The sequence below is a fragment of the Roseomonas indoligenes genome (genome assembly GCF_017813365.1).
In the GTDB taxonomy this organism is placed as follows: domain Bacteria; phylum Pseudomonadota; class Alphaproteobacteria; order Acetobacterales; family Acetobacteraceae; genus Roseomonas; species Roseomonas indoligenes.
On record NZ_JAGIZA010000012.1, the window covers coordinates 46,243 to 63,970 of the forward strand.

20 protein-coding genes are annotated in these 17,728 nt (G+C 71.0%); 7 read left to right on the plus strand and 13 right to left on the minus strand.

Annotated features, from left to right (window positions below; translation table 11 throughout):
• Positions 1–13 precede the first annotated feature (13 nt).
• Genes xseB through J5Y10_RS18365 form a run of 3 tightly spaced genes read right to left on the minus strand, consistent with a single transcriptional unit; the run spans position 14 to position 1,493 of the window.
• Entirely contained in the window at positions 14–247 is a 234-nt protein-coding gene (gene xseB / locus J5Y10_RS18355; RefSeq protein WP_209375669.1) for an exodeoxyribonuclease VII small subunit, read from the minus strand.
• 29 nt (positions 248–276) lie between these two features.
• Positions 277–1,200 (minus strand): histone deacetylase family protein, encoded by a 924-nt coding sequence (locus J5Y10_RS18360; protein WP_209375527.1) that lies wholly within the window; start codon positions 1,198–1,200, stop codon positions 277–279.
• Entirely contained in the window at positions 1,200–1,493 is a 294-nt protein-coding gene (locus J5Y10_RS18365) for a sulfurtransferase TusA family protein (RefSeq protein WP_209375529.1), read from the minus strand. The genes J5Y10_RS18360 and J5Y10_RS18365 overlap by 1 nt, the downstream gene beginning before the upstream one ends.
• 108 nt (positions 1,494–1,601) lie before the next feature.
• On the opposite strand from J5Y10_RS18365, the gene J5Y10_RS18370 reads away from it, so the two are divergent.
• Together J5Y10_RS18370 and J5Y10_RS18375 are read left to right on the plus strand one after the other, a co-directional pair.
• Entirely contained in the window at positions 1,602–2,498 is an 897-nt protein-coding gene (locus J5Y10_RS18370; RefSeq protein WP_209375530.1) for an ROK family protein, read from the plus strand.
• Between the two features lie 41 nt (positions 2,499–2,539).
• Positions 2,540–3,802 carry a DNA polymerase IV gene (locus J5Y10_RS18375; protein WP_209375532.1) on the plus strand — a complete coding sequence of 421 codons (1,263 nt, stop codon included), beginning with the start codon at positions 2,540–2,542 and terminating at the stop codon, positions 3,800–3,802.
• A 4-nt stretch (positions 3,803–3,806) separates the two neighbouring features.
• Here J5Y10_RS18375 and J5Y10_RS18380 read toward each other — a convergent pair whose 3' ends face one another.
• The 3 genes from J5Y10_RS18380 to dapD are packed head-to-tail and all read right to left on the minus strand — an operon-like array spanning position 3,807 to position 6,324.
• The gene (locus J5Y10_RS18380) at positions 3,807–4,373 is read right to left on the minus strand and encodes a hypothetical protein (RefSeq protein ID WP_209375534.1); all 567 of its coding nucleotides are present in this window, start codon (positions 4,371–4,373) and stop codon (positions 3,807–3,809) included.
• A complete protein-coding gene (dapE, locus tag J5Y10_RS18385; RefSeq protein WP_209375536.1) occupies positions 4,361–5,488 on the minus strand; it encodes a succinyl-diaminopimelate desuccinylase in 1,128 nt (375 codons plus the stop codon). The genes J5Y10_RS18380 and dapE overlap by 13 nt, the downstream gene beginning before the upstream one ends.
• Positions 5,488–6,324: a 2,3,4,5-tetrahydropyridine-2,6-dicarboxylate N-succinyltransferase gene (gene dapD / locus J5Y10_RS18390; protein ID WP_209375537.1), complete on the minus strand. Its 837-nt coding sequence runs from the start codon at positions 6,322–6,324 to the stop codon at positions 5,488–5,490. The genes dapE and dapD overlap by 1 nt, the downstream gene beginning before the upstream one ends.
• 173 nt (positions 6,325–6,497) lie before the next feature.
• On the opposite strand from dapD, the gene J5Y10_RS18395 reads away from it, so the two are divergent.
• Entirely contained in the window at positions 6,498–7,658 is a 1,161-nt protein-coding gene (locus J5Y10_RS18395; protein ID WP_209375538.1) for a DUF2336 domain-containing protein, read from the plus strand.
• 8 nt (positions 7,659–7,666) lie between these two features.
• On the opposite strand, the gene argB is transcribed toward J5Y10_RS18395, so the two are convergent.
• The 6 genes from argB to rpmH form a co-directional block, all read right to left on the minus strand.
• Entirely contained in the window at positions 7,667–8,548 is an 882-nt protein-coding gene (argB, locus tag J5Y10_RS18400; RefSeq protein ID WP_209375540.1) for an acetylglutamate kinase, read from the minus strand.
• Positions 8,549–8,698: 150 nt separating this feature from the next.
• Positions 8,699–9,370 (minus strand): ribosome biogenesis GTP-binding protein YihA/YsxC, encoded by a 672-nt coding sequence (yihA, locus tag J5Y10_RS18405; protein ID WP_209375542.1) that lies wholly within the window; start codon positions 9,368–9,370, stop codon positions 8,699–8,701.
• Entirely contained in the window at positions 9,367–11,124 is a 1,758-nt protein-coding gene (gene yidC / locus J5Y10_RS18410; RefSeq protein WP_209375543.1) for a membrane protein insertase YidC, read from the minus strand. Before yidC ends, yihA begins: the two co-directional genes overlap by 4 nt.
• A gap of 11 nt (positions 11,125–11,135) precedes the next feature.
• Complete coding sequence (gene yidD, locus J5Y10_RS18415; RefSeq protein ID WP_209375545.1) at positions 11,136–11,378, minus strand: membrane protein insertion efficiency factor YidD; 243 nt, start codon at positions 11,376–11,378, stop codon at positions 11,136–11,138.
• A complete protein-coding gene (gene rnpA, locus J5Y10_RS18420) occupies positions 11,375–11,710 on the minus strand; it encodes a ribonuclease P protein component (protein WP_209375546.1) in 336 nt (111 codons plus the stop codon). The genes yidD and rnpA overlap by 4 nt, the downstream gene beginning before the upstream one ends.
• Positions 11,711–11,760: 50 nt before the next feature.
• Positions 11,761–11,895, minus strand: a complete 135-nt coding sequence (gene rpmH / locus J5Y10_RS18425) for a 50S ribosomal protein L34 (protein ID WP_209375548.1) — start codon at positions 11,893–11,895, stop codon at positions 11,761–11,763.
• Between the two features lie 317 nt (positions 11,896–12,212).
• Here rpmH and J5Y10_RS18430 point away from each other — a divergent pair, with 317 nt between their 5' ends.
• The 4 genes from J5Y10_RS18430 to J5Y10_RS18445 are packed head-to-tail and all read left to right on the plus strand — an operon-like array spanning position 12,213 to position 16,612.
• Complete coding sequence (locus J5Y10_RS18430; protein ID WP_209375550.1) at positions 12,213–13,571, plus strand: FAD-dependent oxidoreductase; 1,359 nt, start codon at positions 12,213–12,215, stop codon at positions 13,569–13,571.
• Positions 13,572–13,606: 35 nt separating this feature from the next.
• Complete coding sequence (locus J5Y10_RS18435) at positions 13,607–14,398, plus strand: 3-hydroxybutyrate dehydrogenase (protein WP_209375552.1); 792 nt, start codon at positions 13,607–13,609, stop codon at positions 14,396–14,398.
• Complete coding sequence (locus tag J5Y10_RS18440) at positions 14,395–15,501, plus strand: patatin-like phospholipase family protein (protein WP_342452958.1); 1,107 nt, start codon at positions 14,395–14,397, stop codon at positions 15,499–15,501. The genes J5Y10_RS18435 and J5Y10_RS18440 overlap by 4 nt, the downstream gene beginning before the upstream one ends.
• 34 nt (positions 15,502–15,535) lie before the next feature.
• Positions 15,536–16,612 carry a sensor histidine kinase gene (locus tag J5Y10_RS18445; protein WP_209375554.1) on the plus strand — a complete coding sequence of 359 codons (1,077 nt, stop codon included), beginning with the start codon at positions 15,536–15,538 and terminating at the stop codon, positions 16,610–16,612.
• Between the two features lie 40 nt (positions 16,613–16,652).
• Here J5Y10_RS18445 and J5Y10_RS18450 read toward each other — a convergent pair whose 3' ends face one another.
• Complete coding sequence (locus J5Y10_RS18450; RefSeq protein WP_209375555.1) at positions 16,653–17,726, minus strand: HlyD family secretion protein; 1,074 nt, start codon at positions 17,724–17,726, stop codon at positions 16,653–16,655.
• Positions 17,727–17,728: the final 2 nt, after the last annotated feature.

The following is a 17,728-nucleotide window of genomic DNA, read 5'->3' on the forward strand; positions in this document are numbered from 1 at the left end:
TTCATGGTCGCCACTACTCCACGTCCCGCAGGGCCGGCACGGGGCCGGGCACCAGGGCCTGCACCCGCGCCTCCGCCTCGTCCAGCTTGCGCTGGCAATGCGCGCGCAGGGCGGTGCCGCGGGCGTAGGAATCCATCGCTTCCTCTAGCTTCGCCTGCCCGCCCTCGAGGCGGCGCACGATGGCCTCAAGCTCGGCCATCGCCTCCTCAAACGAGAGTCCGTCAACTTCGGAAGGGGTATCGGTCATGGTGTCGGGCATGGCTGGTAGGTTCCGGGTCACGCGCTGATCAGGGCGCGCAGATGCGCGGCCACCGACCGGGCAAGGGCGCCGAGGTCGTAGCCCCCTTCCAGCAGAGAGACCACCCGGCCGCCGCAGGTGCCGTTCGCCATCTCGCAGATTGCCTCCGTCACCCAGCCGAAATCCTCCTCCACCAAGCGCAGCCCGGCGAGCGGATCGGCCCGGTGCGCGTCGAAGCCGGCAGAGACGATAACTAGGCCAGGCGCGAAGGCGGCCACGGCCGGTAGGATCTCCCGCTCCCAAATCTTACGGAAGGCAGGTCCCTCCGTCCCGGAGGCGAGGGGGACGTTGAGGATGTTCCCCTGCCCGACCTCCGAGGCCGCCCCCGTGCCGGGGTAGAGCGGCATCTGGTGCGAGGACGCAAGCATCAAGGACGGCTCGCCCCAGAAAGCGGCCTGGGTGCCGTTACCGTGGTGGACGTCGAAGTCCAGCACCGCCACCCGCTCCACCCCGTGCACCGCCTGGGCGTGCCGCGCGGCGATCGCGGCGCTGGAGAAGAAGCAGAACCCCATGGCCGTGTCCGGCTCGGCGTGGTGGCCGGGGGGACGCACGGCGCAGAAGGCGCGGGGGAACTCGCCGCGCATCACGGCATCCACCGCCTCCACCCCGGCGCCCGCCGCGCGGAGCGCCGCCTCGGCCGAATGGGCGTTCATGGCGGTGTCGGCGTCCAACTGCACCGTCTCCCCCTCCGCCGGACGGATCGAGAGGATGCGGTTCACATGAGCCTCAGGGTGAACGCGAAGCAGCTGCTCCCGCGTTGCCTGCGGCGCCTCGGCGCGGACGAGGGCGGAGAACTCCTGCGTTTCCAGCACCTGCATCACCGCCCGCAGGCGCGCCGGCGCCTCCGGATGGTGCGGGCCATTGTCGTGGCGCAGGCAGGCGGGGTGGGTGAGGAGGAGCATCAGCCCCCCTTCCCCGACTCGCCCGACTTCTCGTCGCGCTTGCGGAGGGTGAAGCGGTACACACCCGCGCTCTCGCTGAAGGAGACGAGGGCGTGCCCGGTCTCCCGGCAATAGGCCTGGAAATCGACGACGCTTGCCGCGTCCGTGGCCAGGACGGTCAGGCGCGCGCCCGGCGCCAGCCCGCGAAGGGCCTTGTTGGCCTTCAGCACGGGCAAGGGACAGGTCAGGCCCTGGACGTCGAGCAGGGTCTCTTTTGTGGTCCCGCTGGGGGAGGCGTTGGACGGCGCTGCCATAGAGCCGGCCAATCCACCACCGGGAACGCCGCAAGTCCAGCGCCCCGGGGCTTTTCCCTCGCGATGCTCCGCTGGACGTGTCCCCGGTGCACCGGCATCTATCGCCGCATGACGATCAGGCTCGGCGTAGACCTCGGCGGAACGAAGACGGAAATCGCGGCTCTAGGGCCGGACGGGGGGGTCCTACTGCGCCGCCGCCGCCCGACCGGGACCGGCTACGAGGCCTTGGTCAACACGATCGCCGCCCTGGTGGCTGAGGCCGAGGCGGAACTCGGCGCCAGGGGTACAGTGGGTGTGGGGATCCCCGGCAGCATCAATCCCAGGACCGGCCTGGTGCGGAACGCCAACAGTCAGGCGCTGAACGGGCGGCCCTTCGACCGGGACCTGGAGGCTGCGCTGGGCCGCCCGGTGCGGGTGACGAACGACGCCAACTGCCTCGTGACGAGCGAGGCGGCGGACGGGGCCGGGGCCGGGCACCGCACCGTCTTCGCCGCGATCCTCGGCACGGGCGTGGGCGGCGGCTGGGTGGTGGACGGGCGCCCGCTGGAAGGTCTCAACCGGGTGTCCGGGGAATGGGGCCATACCCCCCTGCCCTGGATGCGGCCGGAGGAGTTCCCGGGCCCGCGCTGCTGGTGTGGTCTGCACGGCTGCCTGGAGACCTTCCTCTGCGGCCCGGCACTGGCCGCCGACGCGGACGGGCCGGGGGCGCGCGACGCCAGCGGGCTGGAGGCGCGCGCGGCGTCCGGCGATCCGGCAGCCGCCGCCGCGCTGGACCGATACGCGGACCGGCTGGCCCGCGCCCTGGCGGCGCTGGTGAACCTGATGGATCCTGACGTCATCGTCCTGGGGGGCGGCATCTCCAACTTCGCCCGGCTCTACACGGCGGTGCCGGGCCTGATGGCGCCGTACATCTTCGGGGATGCGAAGGCGGTGAACCTCGTCCGGGCCCGGCATGGGGACAGTTCCGGTGTATTCGGCGCCGCCCGCCTCTGGGATTCCGCCTGACGACTCGCGCTCCCGTTCACCTTCCGTGCTAGGCTGGCACCATGCCCTCCCTCTGCCGGGACTGCTTCGTCCAATCCGCGGACGCGCCGCGCCGCTGCCCCGCCTGTGCTTCGGCGCGCATGGTCTCCCATCCCGAGCTTTTCGGCCTCTCCATCGCCCATATCGACTGCGACGCGTTTTTTGCCAGCGTTGAGAAGCGCGACAGGCCGGAATTGGCCGCCCGGCCCGTGATTATCGGCGGCGGGCAGCGCGGCGTCGTTTCCACGGCCTGCTATCTCGCGCGCACCCGCGGCGTGAAATCCGCCATGCCGATGTTCAAGGCCCTGGCCGCCTGCCCGGACGCGGTGGTGATCAAGCCGGACTTCGCGAAGTACGTCGCCGCCTCCCGGCAGATCCGCGCGCTGATGGAATCGCTAACGCCGCTCGTGCAGGCCATGTCGATCGACGAGGCGGTGCTCGACCTCTCAGGCACCGAGGCACTTCATGGCGCCCCGCCCGCGGTCGCCCTCGCCCGCCTTGCCCGGCAGGTCGAGAAAGAGGTGGGCGTGACCGTCTCTATGGGACTCGCCCCGAACCGGCTGCTCGCCAAGATTGCGGTGGAGCGGGATAAGCCGCGCGGCATGGCCGTGATCGGCGCCGCCGAGGCCGGCGCCCTGCTGGCACCTGAGCCGGTGACGATCCTGCCGGGAGTCGGCCCTGCCTTTGCGGCAAAACTCGGCGGCATGGGCTTCTCGACCCTCGGCCAACTCGCCTCCCTGGACATGCGGGAGGCGATGCGGCGCTTTGGCGAGGAAGGGCCAACCCTGGTCGCCCGGGCGCGCGGCGAGGATTCTCGCCCCGTCCGCCCGGAGCGCGAGACGAAGTCGGTTTCCGCCGAGACCACCTTCGACCGCGACATCGCTCGGCCCGAGGAGTTGGAGCCGATGCTCTGGCGCCTCTGCGAGAAGCTGGCGCGGCGGCTGGCGGAGAAGGGCTTCGCGGCGGGCGGCGTGGTGCTGAAGCTGAAGACGGCGCGCTTCGCCCTGCGCACCCGGAACGCCCGCCTGCCCGGCCCTAGCGCCGTGCCGGAAACCCTGTTCCACGCCGCCCGGCCCCTGCTTGCCCGGGAAGCGGACGGCACAGCCTTCCGCCTGATCGGGATCGGCGCCCAGCCCCTGGTGGAAGCCTCCGCGGCAGATCACGGCGACTTGGCCGATCCGGAGGCGCCCCGCCGCGCGGCCCGCTGGGCGGCTATGGAAGCCTTGCGCGGCAAGTTCGGGGACAGGGCGGTGGCGGTCGGGCGCGGGATCGGTGCGCGGAGCTGACGCCCTATCCCAGCCGGTCCACGATCGAGGCAATGGAGAGCCCGATCGCCATGTCCATCAGGACGAAGATTGCCGCCCGAGCCCCGCTGATGCGGAGCGCCGACTTCGCGACGAACCACTCCAGCCAGAGGGCATAGGCGAAGGCAAGGAGGCTGAGCAGCCCGCCGAGGCCGCCGGGCAGCAGGCGCCCGAGAACGGAAGCCGCCAGCAGCGCCGCGTACTGGGCGAGGTTGGTCCAGTTCCAGGCAGCGATGAAAAGCGGCCACAGAGAACCGCGCCCCGAGGCATCGGCCAGGGCGGTTGAGGCGAGAGGGAAGACCACCCAGCCCAGCACGTAGCCGATCAGCTCCAGTTCCAGGCCGCTGGAGCGGAGGGCGTCGCCCCCCATCGTGCGGATGATCAGGAAAGGGACCAGGCAGATGGCGCCGGCCCAGAAGGAGCGCGTCGCGCCTTCCATCGACAGGAGGGCGAAGCGCAGCCCCTCTTCCTTCCCCCTGGCGAGGAGGAAGGCCGCATTCAGTCCGGCGACGACCTGCGTCTCGAGGGTGACGGGCGTGCTCAGCCCAGGCACTCCCTGATGACGGCGCCGTAAAGGGCGGAAAGGCGGCGCAGCTCCTCCACCGGCGTGCGCTCGTCCACCTTGTGCATGGTGGTGCCGACCGCACCGAGTTCGGCCACCGGGCAGAGCCGGGTGATGAAGCGGGCGTCCGAGGTGCCGCCGCCCGTGTCCAGCGCGCCCTCCTCGCCCGTGCTGGCCGCCACGGCGCGGCGCAGCGCGTCCACGAAGGGGCCTGGCTCGGTCAGGAAGGCGTCGCCGGAGGAGGAGAAGCGCGCCTCGTGGCCGGGCGCGTCCTCGGCCAGGATGCCGCGGATCCAGGCTTCCAGGCTCGCGGCACTGTGGGTTGGGTTGAAGCGGATGTTCAGCCGCGCGAAGGCCTGGCCGGGAACGATATTGTTGGTGGGGTTGCCCACGTCCACCGTGGTCACCTGAAGGGTGCTGCCCTGGAACCACTCCGTCCCTCCGTCCAGCGGCTCGGCTGTCAGGCGGTGGATCACCTGGGCCATGCGGTGGATGGGGTTGTCCGCCCGTTCGGGGTAGGCGACGTGGCCCTGGATGCCGTGGATCGTGAACTCGGCCGAGAAGCTGCCGCGCCGGCCGATTTTGATCGTGTCGCCCAGCCGTTCCTTGCTCGTTGGCTCGCCGACCAGGCACATGTCGGGGACGAGGTGGTTCTCCGCCATCCAGTCCAGCACCTTCGTGGTGCCGTCCGTCGCCACGCCCTCCTCGTCCCCGGTGATGAGGAAGGAGAGCGTGCCGCGATCCGCTGTGCCGTCCGCCACAGCGTCCGCCGCGGCCGCCACGAAGGCGGCCACGCCGCCCTTCATGTCCACGGCGCCACGGCCGTAAAGGGTTCCATCCGCGACCTCCGCGGCGAAGGGCGGATGGGTCCAGCCCTCACCCGGCGGCACCACGTCCGTATGCCCGGCGAAGCAGAGATGCGGGCCGTTCCCGCCGGAGCGGCGGACGGCGAAAAGGTTTTCCACCTCCCCGAAACGCAGCCGCGTGCACTGGAAGCCGAGCGGCGCCAGCACGCCCTCCAGCACCGCGATCGCGCCCTCATCCGCGGGCGTGACGGAGGCGCAGCGGATCAGGGCTTGCGCGATGGGGAGGGGGTCCGTGGGCATCAGTCTCGCAGCAGTTCGTTGATGCTGGTCTTGCTGCGGGTCTGGGCATCCACCCGCTTCACGATCACGGCGCAGTAGAGGCTCGGCCCCGGCGTGCCGTCCGGCAGCGGCCTGCCCGGAAGGCTGCCCGGAACCACCACGGAATAGGGCGGGACCTTGCCGACGAAGACCTCGCCAGTCGCGCGATCGATGATCTTGGTCGAAGCGCCGAGGAAGACGCCCATGGCGAGGACCGAACCCTCGCCCACGATCACCCCCTCGGCGACCTCGGAGCGGGCGCCCACGAAGCAGTTGTCACCGATCACCACGGGGTTGGCCTGCAGCGGCTCCAGCACGCCGCCGATGCCAGCGCCGCCGGAGATGTGGCAGTTCTTCCCGATCTGCGCGCAGGAGCCGACGGTCGCCCAGGTGTCGATCATCGTGTTCTCGTCGACATAGGCACCGAGGTTTACGAAGGAGGGCATGAGCACCACGCCCTTGCCGATGAAGGCGGAGCGGCGGACCACCGCGCCAGGCACGGCGCGGAACCCGGCCTCACGGAAGCGGTTCTCGCCCCAGTCCTTGAACTTCAGGGGCACCTTGTCGTAGGCGCCGAGGCCGACATCCATCGGTGCGCTGTCCTCCAGCCGGAAGGAGAGCAGCACCGCCTGCTTGAGCCACTGGTTGACGCGCCAGCCCCCCTGCCCGTCGGGCTCCGCCACGCGGGCCTTTCCGGAATCCAGTGCCTCCAGCGCCGCCTCGACAGCCTCGCGCTCCTCACCCTGCGTCGCCGGGCTCAGCTCGGCCCTGCGCTCCCAGAGGGCCTCGATTCGGGGCTGGAGGGCAGCGAGTTCCATCGTGAGGTCCTGATCGTCGGCAGAGGGTGGCGGCCCCCATCGCGCGCGCGGCGCGGGCTGTCAACGCGGGGCGGCCCCGGGATTCAGCATTCCCTAACCTCCCCGGTGCAGCCTGGGCGGCGGGCAAGGTTCCCGCGCCACGGGCCGGCAACCGCCCGGACCTGGAGGCCGTGATGGAAGCCGAATTGGCCGTCTGGCCCCGCCGCATGGACGATGCCGCGCGGGCGAGGATGGCGGAACGGGCGGATACCCCGCCGGAAATGCTGTTCTTCCTGTCCAATGATCCCATGATCGCGGTGCGGGCCGCGATCGCGGCGAACGCCGCCACCCCGCCCCTAGCGGACCACCTGCTGGCCCGCGATGCGGAGCCGGGGGTGCGCCGGGTCCTGGCGCGCAAGCTGGCCACCCTCGCCCCCATGCTGGACCCGGACACGACAGACCGGCACCGCCGCGCCACCTGGGAAGCGCTGCTCCTCCTCAGCGACGACGATGCGGTGGCCGTGCGGGCGGCGGTGACGGAGCTGGTGGCGGAACTGGCTCACATTCCCCGCCCTCTCATCCTCCGCCTGGCGCGGGACGTGGCGATGGCGGTGGCTGAACCGGTGCTGCGCGGCTCCCCGGTGCTCGAGGAGGAGGACCTCCTCCGCCTCATCGCTGACCCTCCGGTGCCGGAGACGCTGGGCGCGATCGCGCGCCGCCCCTACCTCGCCGAGGCCCCTTCGGACGCCATCGCACAACGGGAGGAGCAGGCCTCCGTCACGGCCCTGCTGGCCAATGCGACGGCCCGCATCCGGGAGGGCACGCTCCTGGCCCTGACCGCGCGCTGCGGCACCCAGCCGAGCTGGCAGTCGGCGCTGGTGCGCCGCCCCGGGCTCAGCGCCGCGGTGGCGCGCGGGCTGCAGGAGGTGGTGGCGGGCGAGGCGCTCCGAATCCTGCTCTCGCGGCCGGACCTTCCGGCTGCTCCCGTTGGAGCGGTGGGGAGGCCGGCTTCCGTAAACGCCGCCTTGGTGGGCGAACCTCCCCCCGGACCGGTGAACGAGGAAAGCTTTGTTGCAGCCGCCCGGCAGTCGCGCCTGCCGGAATGCGCGCGAATCCTGGCCGCGCTCAGCGGGCTACCCGGCGGCGTTGTGACCCGCGCTCTGGAGGGCCGGGACGCGCGGCTGCTCGTCTCGCTTTGCTGGAAAGCCGGGCTGTCCGGGCGGGCCGCCACCTTCGCCCAGATGCGGCTCGCGGGAAGTCAGCCGGAGGATCTGCTGATCCTGCCAGGCGGGGCCTGGGCCTTGCCGACGGAAGCAATGCAGGGCCTCGTGGCGGGACTCCTGCAACCCTCCTGAACCGGGGATCAGGGCTTGATGAGAGTGCCGGAGCCGCCCTCGGTGAACAATTCGGCCAGGACCGCATGCGGCACGCGGCCGTCCAGGATCACGGCACCCTGCACGCCCCGCTCGATGGCGTAGATGCAGGTCTCCACCTTCGGGATCATCCCGGCCGAGATCCACCCTTCGGCGATGCCGGCCCGAACCTGGGCCACCGTCATTTCCGGGATGTGCTTCCCGTCGGGGCCGCGCACCCCCGCCACATCCGTCAGCATCAGCAGACGCGCGGCGCCTAGGGCCCCGGCGATCGCGCCCGCCACGGTGTCGGCGTTGATGTTGTAGGTCTGGCCGTCGGCGCCCACGCCAACCGGGGCCACCACGGGCACGATGTCTGCCCCGATCATCAGGCGCAGCACCTTCGTGTCCACCTCTGCCGGCTCTCCGACATAGCCGAGGTCGAGGGGACGCTCCTGCTTCGTCTCCGGGTCAACAATGGTGCGTTCCGCCTTGCGGGCGCGAATGAGGTTGCCGTCCTTGCCGGAGATGCCGACCGCGATGACGCCGGCGCGGGTAATCGCCTCCGCGACCTGCTTATTGACGGTGCCGGCGAGGACCATTTCCACCACGTCCACCATCTGCTCATCCGTCACGCGCAGCCCGTTGACGAAGGTAGACTGAACGTTCAGGCGCTTGAGCATGGCGTTGATCTGCGGGCCGCCGCCATGGACCACCACGGGGTTCACGCCGACCTGCTCCAACAGCGCGATGTCACGGCCGAAGCGAAGGGCCGTGTCCTCCTCACCCATGGCGTGGCCGCCGTACTTCACCACGATGATCTGGTCGTCGTAGCGCTTCAAATAGGGCAGCGCGCCGGCGAGGATCGCCATCTGGTCGTGCGGGTCGGTCATGGGCGGTTCCCGTGGGCGGCGCGTCAGGTTGCGCCCGGCGGGGATGGACCCCACCGGGGTCTCCGGGGCCGCGCGCATCGGCGGCGGTGGTAATGGGGCCGCCCCGGCCCGGTCAACCCGGCCCGGCGCATGGCGGCAACCCGCGCAGGTTCAGCCGCCGGCGGCGATCTCGGCCAGGGCCGCGCGCAGCTCCGGGATGCCGGTACCCTTGGCCGCGGAGGTGGTGAGCACGACAGGGTGGGCGGCCGTGCGCTTGCGCACGATCTCCGCCATCTCCGCCTGCCGCTTCTCCAGGCGGGAGGCGGGCTTCGTGTCGTCGGACTTGGTCAGCACGATCTGGAAGGGCACGGCAGCCTCGCCGAGGAGATCCATCGCGGCGCGGTCGCCGTCCTTCGTCTCAATCCGGGCATCCATCAGCAGGATCACGCGGCGCAGGGTGGGGCGGCCGCGCAGGTAGTCGAACATCAGCCCCTGCCACTCGGCCTTCACCGCCTTGCTGGCCTGGGCGAAGCCGTAGCCCGGCATGTCCACGATGGTCAGGGGGCTTTCGGTCCCCTCGCCCGCCGCGAAGAAGTTCAGCTGCCGCGTCCGCCCGGGCGTATGGGAGACGCGGGCCAGGCCGTGATGCCCGGCGATGGCATTGATGATGGAGGACTTGCCGACATTGGAGCGGCCGCAGAAGGCCACCTCCGGCGCCTCGGCCGGGGGCAGCCCCTCAAGCTTCACGGCAGCGAAGAAGAAGCGGACAGGGCGCGCGAAGAGAAGCCGCCCCCGCTCGATCCGGGCGGCCTCCTCCGCCGCCGCATCCGCGCTCCCGCTCACGGCCGTGCCGCCGCCTTCTCGAGGCGCTGCGTCTGCCGGTCGTGCCGGCTGATGTAGTACTGCTGCGCCACCGAAAGCAGGTTGTTCCAGGACCAGTAGATCACCAGCCCGGCCGGGAAGCTGGCCAGCATGAAGGTGAAGATAATGGGCATGAAGCTGAACAGCTTCGCCTGGATCGGATCCGGCGGCGTCGGGTTCAGCTTGAACTGGATGAACATGGTGATGCCCATGATGATCGCCCAGGCCGGCATGTGCAGGAAGGCCGGCGCGTCCCAGGGGATCAGCCCGAACAGCGTGAACAGATTGGTCGGGTCAGGGGCGGAGAGGTCGCGGATCCAGCCGAAGAAGGGCGCGTGCCGCATCTCAATCGTGACGAACAGCACCTTGTACAGCGCGAAGAAGACGGGGATCTGGATCAGGATGGGAAGGCAGCCCGCGGCGGGGTTGATCTTCTCCGCCTTGTAGATCGCCATCATCTCCTGCTGCATTTTCGCAGGATCGTCCTTATTCCGCTCCTTCATCTCCTGCATCTTCGGGCCCAGGGCCTTCATGCGGGCCATGGACTGGTAGGACTTGCTGGCCAGCGGGAAGAAGAGGGCCTTCAGCGCCACCGTGAAGATCAGGATGGCGATGCCGAAATTGCCGACCACGCCGTAGATCCAGTCGAGCGCGTAGAAGAACGGCTTCGTGAGGAACCAGAAGTAGCCGAAGTCCACCGCCGAGTAGAAATCCTTGATGTGCAGGTCGGTGGTGTAGGCGTCCAGCAACTTCACCTCCTTCGCGCCAGCGAACATGCGGGTGCCGTAGGCGGCGGTGGCGCCGGGTGCGGCCGTCATGGCGCCGGTGGGCGTCACGTCCACCTGCCAGCGGTCCTGGCCGTTCTCCTGCGTGGCGCGGAACGCGGCGTGGCTGGGCGCGGACTGGTCGGCGGGCAGCACCGCCGCCAGCCAGTACTTGTCGGTGAAGCCGGCCCAACCGCCGGGGCCGTCGCTCTCGAAGGCCGGCGCGCCGTTGCGGCGCTGCGCCTCCATCTTCGCATCGGCATATTTCCACTCGCGAAGGCGGCCGTCGATCACGCCGACGAAGCCCTCATGCAGAATGTAATAGCCGGCCAGATGCGGCGTATGCTCACGGCGAACACGCGCCCAGGGCAGCACCTGCACGGGCTCGGCGCCCGTGTTCACCACGCGCTGCTCCGCCGTGACCATGAAGTTGGTGTCCAGCGAGAGCGCGATCTCGAAGCGCTGACCCGCGCCGTTGTCCCAGCGCAGCGTGACCGGGGTGGTGGGGGTCAAGGTCCCATCCGCCGTCCAGTCCGTGTTCGGGCCAGGGATGGCGGTGCGGCCGTCTGCGGCCGTCCAGCCCCACTGGGCAAAGTAGGAGGCGTTGTCCTCGCGCGGGGCGAGGATGCGGACATTCGGGCTGCCCGGCAGGATCGTCTCGCGGTAGTCGCGCAGCACCAGGTCGTCGATGCGGGCGCCGCGCAGGTTCACGCTGCCTTCGAGGCGCGGGCTCTGGATGCGGATGCGCGGGGCCGGCGTGGTCGGGGCACCGTCGTTCGGGCTGGTGCTGGCGACGCCGGCAGGGTTCAGCGCGGTGTTGCCCTGGGGCAGCGGCTGGCCCGTGGTCTGGCTCTGCTGCACGTTCTGGGCGGCCTGCCGCTGCGCCTCGCGCGCGGGGCGATTCCACACGTCGAAGAGCAGCAGGATGCCGATCGAGATCGCGATCGCGGCAAGGAGTCGCTTGTTGTCCATCGGTCCGGCGTTCAGCTCGTCTTGGCGGCGGGCACCGGGTCGTAGCCCCCGGGGTGCCAGGGATTGCAGCGGAGGATGCGGCGCGCGGTCATCGCGGTGCCGCGCAGCGCGCCGTGCTCTGACAGGGCCTCGATCGCATAGGCGCTGCAATGCGGGTGGAAACGGCAATGCGCCCCGATGAAGGGGCGCAGCGTGAACTGGTAGGTACGGACCCCGATCTTCAGCGCCTCGGCGGCAAAGCTGGCGCTGCTCATATCGGCACGCCGGCCTGCTTCATGGCGCCGCGCAGGTCGCCCTGGAGCTGGACGAAGGGGCGTCCCCGCGTCTCGTCCCGGCCGATCAGCACGATGTCCCAACCCTGCGGCGGGGACTCACCGAGCACGAGGCGCGCGGCCTCGCGGAGGCGGCGCTTGGTGCGGTTGCGCACCACAGCATTGCCAACTTTCTTTGTCACGGTGAAGCCGAGGCGCATTGGCCCGCCCGTCTCCGGCAGGGCCTGGAGAACCAGCCCCGGCCGGGCGGCGCGCTTGCCGCGCTGGGCGGCGCGAAGGAAATCGCGCCGCTTCTTCATCCGGGGTAGCTTCATGCGGAAAACCATGTCCGGGGCATAGGATCAGGCCGCCCCGGAGGGCATCCTCAGGCAGAGAGCTTCTTGCGGCCCTTGGCGCGGCGGTTGGCCAGGACGTTGCGGCCGCCCACCGTCTCCATACGGCTGCGGAACCCGTGCCGGCGCTTCCGGACGAGCTTGGAGGGCTGGTAGGTACGCTTCACGGCAAGGCGCTCCGTCTGGGTGCTGGCCGGCCCGGATCTCTGGGGCTTCGGCGAGAGGTGGTCTGGTGCCCGGTCTGTCCCGGCCACCCTCTCTGATGCGCCCGGATGGGGGAGCAGGCAGACACGGGCAGCCGCGGCGGGACGCCCGGCGCGGGTGGCGCTGTATAGGAAGGCGTGTGCGCCCGCGTCAACCGAAGCCTTTCCGCGGGGCAGGCCCCTACCCTTCCCGGCGCATCGCGTTATGCGTGGCATCGCCCGGCCAGGGGCCGAAGCAACCATCCGGCCCCTGGCCGGGCCACCGCATCGAAGGAGGGACCATGCCGGAGACCGATATCGCCGTGATCGGCGCGGGCGAGGCCGGCCGGGGGATCGCGGCCCTCGCCCGCGCCCTGGGCCTTCAGGTCACGCTCTTCGAGCGGGGTGCCATGGGCGGCGAGGCGCCGGACCCGTCGATCGCCGCGGCGGCGCTGCGGGGCATGGCCGCGCGGGTGGCGCTGATGCGCGATTCCCAGCGCTTCGGGCTCGGGAACGGGCCCGTTCCCGTGGACTGGCTGGTCCTCCGGACCCATCTCGCCGCCGCCGATGCGGATGCCGCCCCCGATTCGACCGCCGCAAGATACGAGGCCATGGGGGTGGAGGTGGTGCGCGGCGCCGCCCGCCTCTCCGGCCCGGACCGGGTTGGCGCCGCCGGGCGCGAGTGGCGCTTCCATCGGGCAGTGATCGCGACAGGTGCCCTTCCCGTCGTGCCTGCCCTGGAAGGGCTGGAAGTCCTGCCCTACCTGACCGAGGACACCCTGCCGAGCTTGGAAGAGCGGCCGGAGCATCTTCTCGTTCTCGGCGGCGAGGGATTCGGGCTGGAGATGGCGCAGGCCTTCGCCCGGCTCGGGGCCCAGGTGACCCTGGTCTCCCCCGGTCCCCTCGCCCCCGGGTTCGATCGCGACATGGCGGAGGGCCTGGCCCGGGCGCTGCGTCGGGACGGGGTGACGGTGATCGACGGAGTGGAAGCAGCGCGGGCGGAGCGGGCCGGCACCGGCCTTGCACTGTTGCTGGCCGATGGCAGGCGGATCGAAGGCTCGCACCTCCTCCTTGCCCTTGGCCGCGCACCGCGCCTGGCCGGGCTGGACCTGGTCGCAGCCGGCATCGCGGAAGGCCCTCTCGCCGTGGATGGTGGGCTGCGTGTGATGGGGAACCGGCGGATCTGGGCGGCCGGCGGCGTCCTGGGGCGACCCGGCGGCGGCGATATTGGGTCGGTTGCACGGTCGATGCTCTTCCGCCTGCCCTCACCCGCCACGGCGCCGGAACCGACCCTCGCCATCCGAACGACCCCCGCCCTGGTCCGCCTCGGCAGCACGGCTGAGCCGGCGCATCGGCTGCGCTGGCCGCTGGCCGACACGGCGCGGGGCATGGCGGAGGGGATCGGGGACGGGCTGGTGACACTCTTTGTTGATCGTGGCGGCCGACTCTCCGGCGCGACGCTCCTGGCACCGGGCGCGGAGGAAATGGCGGGGATGCTCGCCATGGGTCTCGGACGCCCGGTTTCCGACCTCGGCGGCGCCGCCCTGCCCCACCCCGCCCTCTCCGCGGCCATCGCCCGTGCGGCCCTGGAACACCGGGCGCCGGCCCTGGCCAACCCCGCCCTGCGGCTGCTTGCAGGGATTGCGAAGCGGCTGCCCTAGGCGTTCTCTGCGCCCGACCACCTGGAGATTTCGCCTTGAGCAAGTCCCTTGAGGGCCGGACGGCCCTCGTTACCGGCTCCACCAGCGGCATCGGCCTCGGCATTGCCCTCGCCTTCGCGCGGGAGGGGGCGAAGGTGATGCTGAACGGATTCGGCACGCCGGAGGCCATCGTCGCCGCCCGCGACGAGGTGGCCGCGGTCGCCGGGGGCGAGACCCCCTATACCGGCGCCGACCTGTCCAAGGCCGAGGGCGTGCGCCAGATGTGCGCGGAAGCGGAGGCCGCGCTCGGCCACGTGGACATCCTCGTGAACAATGCCGGGATCCAGTTCGTCTCGCCGGTTGAGGAGTTCCCGGAGGCGAAGTGGGACGCGATCCTCGCGATCAATCTCTCCTCCAACTTCCACGCCATCAAGGCCCTGCTGCCGGGCATGAAGGCCCGGAACTGGGGGCGGATCGTCAACGTCGCCTCCGCCCACGGCCTCGTCGCCTCGCCCTTCAAGGCGGCCTATGTCGCGGCGAAGCACGGCGTGGTGGGACTGACGAAGACCGTGGCGATCGAGGTCGCCCGCACCCCGATCACGTGCAACGCCATCTGCCCGGGTTTCGTCCGCACACCGCTGGCCGAGGCCCAGGTCGGGCCGCTGGCGAAGCAGCACGGCGTCTCAGAGGAGGCGGCGCTGACCGACTTCCTGCTGGAGAAGCAGCCGAGCAAGCGCTGGGTCGAGGTGGACGAGGTGGCGGAGATGGCCCTCTACCTCTGCGGCCCGAACAGCGGCGCGGTGAACGGTGCGGCCCTCTCCATCGACGGCGCCTGGACCGCCTCGTGATCGAGGACGGGAAGGACGGCACGGAGGGGCTTCCCCCGATCGAGGGGACGCCCGCCGCACCGGCCGTCTCCGGCCCCGCGCAGCCGCAACGGATCAGCCTCGCCCTCCAGGGCGGCGGCTCGCACGGCGCCTTCACCTGGGGCGTCCTGCTGCGCCTTCTGGAGGAGGAGTCGATCGAGGTCGCCGCCATCTCCGGCAGCTCGGCCGGCGCCCTCAACGGTGCCGCCTTCACCCAGGGCCTTGCCGAGGGCGGGCGGGCCGGGGCGAAGGCGGTGCTGGACCGGCTCTGGACGGCCATCGGCACGCGCTACGCCTTCAGCCCCCTTCGGAACACGCCCTTGGAGCAGCTCGTCTGGGGCCCGGACCTCAGCCACGGCCTGGCCTGGCAGAGCTTCGACATGCTCACGCGGGTCTTCTCACCCTATCAGCTCAACCCCTTCCCCATCGACATGAACCCGCTGCGGCGGGTGCTGGAGGAGGTGCTGGACCTGGATGTGCTGTGCCACCACCCGGAGGCGCCGCGCCTGCACGTGACCGCCACCAACGTGCGCAGCGGCAAGCCACGGATCTTCTCCCGCCAGGAGGTGACGCGGGAGGCACTGCTGGCATCGGCCTGCCTGCCCAACCTGTTCCGTGCGGTGGAGATCGAGGGCGAGGCCTACTGGGATGGCGGCTTCCTCGGCAATCCCGCCCTCTGGCCCCTCTACGAGCGCCCGGGCAGCCCGCAGGACATCGTCCTGGTCGGCATCAACCCCCTATCCCGCCCTGATGTCCCGCGCACCGTGCAGGAGATCGAGACACGGGTGAACGAGATCAGCTTCAACGCTTCCCTCATGTACGAGATGCGGGCCATCGAGTTCGTCCAGCGTCTGGTGGACCAGGGCGTGCTGCAGCCGCCGCGCTACCAGCGGCTCTACGTCCACCTGATCGAGGACGAGGAGCGGATGCGCCGCCTCGGCATGACCAGCAAGTACAACGGGGACTGGAACTTCCTCTGCAGCTTGCGCGAAGACGGGCGTGCCGCCGCCGAGGCCTGGCTCGCCGAGCACCGGGAAGCGCTGGGGCAGCGGGACAGCGTGGACCTGCGGGCGCAATTCCTCTGAGCCGCAACGACAATTGGTGGTAGCATGAGGGGCCATGCGCCTCTACCTCCTGCTCCATCGGCTCCGGGTTCCCTTCGGCTACATCGGCAAGTTCTTCATCGTCGCCTTCGTGGCCATCCATTTGCCGCTGACCGCCGCGCTGATCCTGCTGCTGCGTGACCGGCCGGCGGACTGGACGCTCCTTACCGTGCTCCTCGCCGCCACGCTGCTCGGCACGGTCCTCTCGCTCCTGGCGCTCCGGGCCCTCCTGGCGCCGGTGCGGCTGAGCGAGGGAGCGCTGCGGGCCTACGAGGCCGACGAAGCGCTGCCGGACCTGCCGGTCGGCCTTCCCGACTTGGCGGGGCGCCTGATGACCACGACGCAGGAGACCCTCGCCAGTTTCGACACCGCCCTCACCGCCGCCCGCGGAGCCCGGCAGGAGGCCATTGAGGCCGTGCGGCGCCGCGAGCGCGCCCTGGCCGAGGTGACGCACGAGCTGCGGACGTCCCTGAATGCCGTCCTCGGCTTCGCGGAGCTCCTGCAGATGCAGCCGCACGGCCCGCTCGGCCACAAGCTCTACGCCGAGTTCGTGAACGATATCGCGGATGGCGGCCAGCACATGCTCACCCTCATCGAGGACGTGCAGCGCTTCGCCGCCCTGCGGGACGGACCGGCCGCGCTGGATCTGCATCCCGTGGACCTGGCCGCCTTCGGCCAGCGCGCCGCGCGGCTGCTGCGGGCGGAGGCCGCGGGCCGCGACATGGACCTGCAGATCCGGATCCCGCACGGCCTCCGCGTCATGGCGGATTCCCGTTCTCTCCTGCAGATCCTGCTCAACCTGCTGGGCAACGCGGTGAAATACGCCGGGCGAGGCCGCAGGGTCGCCCTGGCGGCGGAACGGACGGGCAGCACCGTGACCGTGCGTGTGGTCGATACCGGGCCCGGCCTCACCCCCGAGGATCTGGCGGTCGCGCTCGAGCCCTTCGGCCGGGTCCGGGGCACCGGCGAGCGCGGCACGGGCCTCGGCCTGCCGCTGGTACGGACCCTGGTGGAACTGCAGAACGGGGAGTTCGCGCTGGAGAGCGCCCCGGGCCGCGGAACGACGGCCCGCTTCACCCTGCGGGCGGCCTGATCGCCGGTTTCGCCCTCCGCGACCCGACCTCAGTCGCCCCTCACTCCGCCGCGACCCGCCGCGCCTCGGCGGGCGCGGCAGCCGTATCGATGCTGACCACCACGGACATGCCGGGGGAGAGTTGGTCCGCCAGCGGCTGGCCCGGGTCGATGGCGATACGGACGGGCAGGCGCTGTGCCACCTTCGTGAAGTTGCCGGTCGCGTTGTCCGCGCGGATCACGCTGAACTCGGAGCCCGTGGCGGGGGAGAAGCGCTCCACGCGGCCGGTCAGCGTTGCGCCCTGAAGGGCATCCACCCGGAAGGTCACGGGCTGGCCGACGCGCATGCCCGGCAGCTGCGTCTCCTTGTAATTCGCGACCACCCAGCGGAGGGAAGGCACGAGGGAGGTGAGCTGCGTTCCGGCACTGACATACTGGCCGACGCGCGCGCCCACCTCGCCCAGCATGCCGTCGCGCGGGGCGGTAACCCGGGTGTTCTGCAGGTCGATCTCGGCCAGGTGCACAGCGGCCTCCGCGGCCTGGACGGAGGCCTGGAGGTTGTCGCGGCTGGCCAGGGTCTCCGCGAGCGACTGCTGTGCCACGGCCTCGTTTGCGTGGGCCTGGTCAAGCCCGGCCTCGCCCTGGCGCAGCGCGGCGTTCAGCTGGTCGCCGGAGGCGCGGGACTGAATGTTCTGCTCGATCAGCGGGCCGATGCGGCGCAGGTCCGCACGCGCCTTGGCGAGCACCGCCTCGGCATTCTCCACCTGGGCCCGCGCCACCTGGACCTGTGCCTCCTTCGTGCCGCGCTGGACATCGAGGTTGCGCAGCGCCGCTTCCGAGGAGGCGAGCTGAGCGCGGGCCTGGGCGACCCGCGCCTGGTAGATGCGGTCGTCGATGCGGGCGAGGAGGTCGCCCTGCTTCACCGTGGCGTAGTCGTGCACGGGAATATCGACCACGTAGCCCGCCACCTGCGGGCTGATCACGGTGACCTGGCCCCGCACATAGGCATCGTCGGTCACCTCTACCGTGGAGGTGAAGGGCGGCAGGCGCCACGTGTAGAGGACCATGAGGACGGCCGCGACCCCGACGATCAGGGCCGGGATGGTGGCTCGGGAAAGGGTTGAGTTGAAGGCCATGG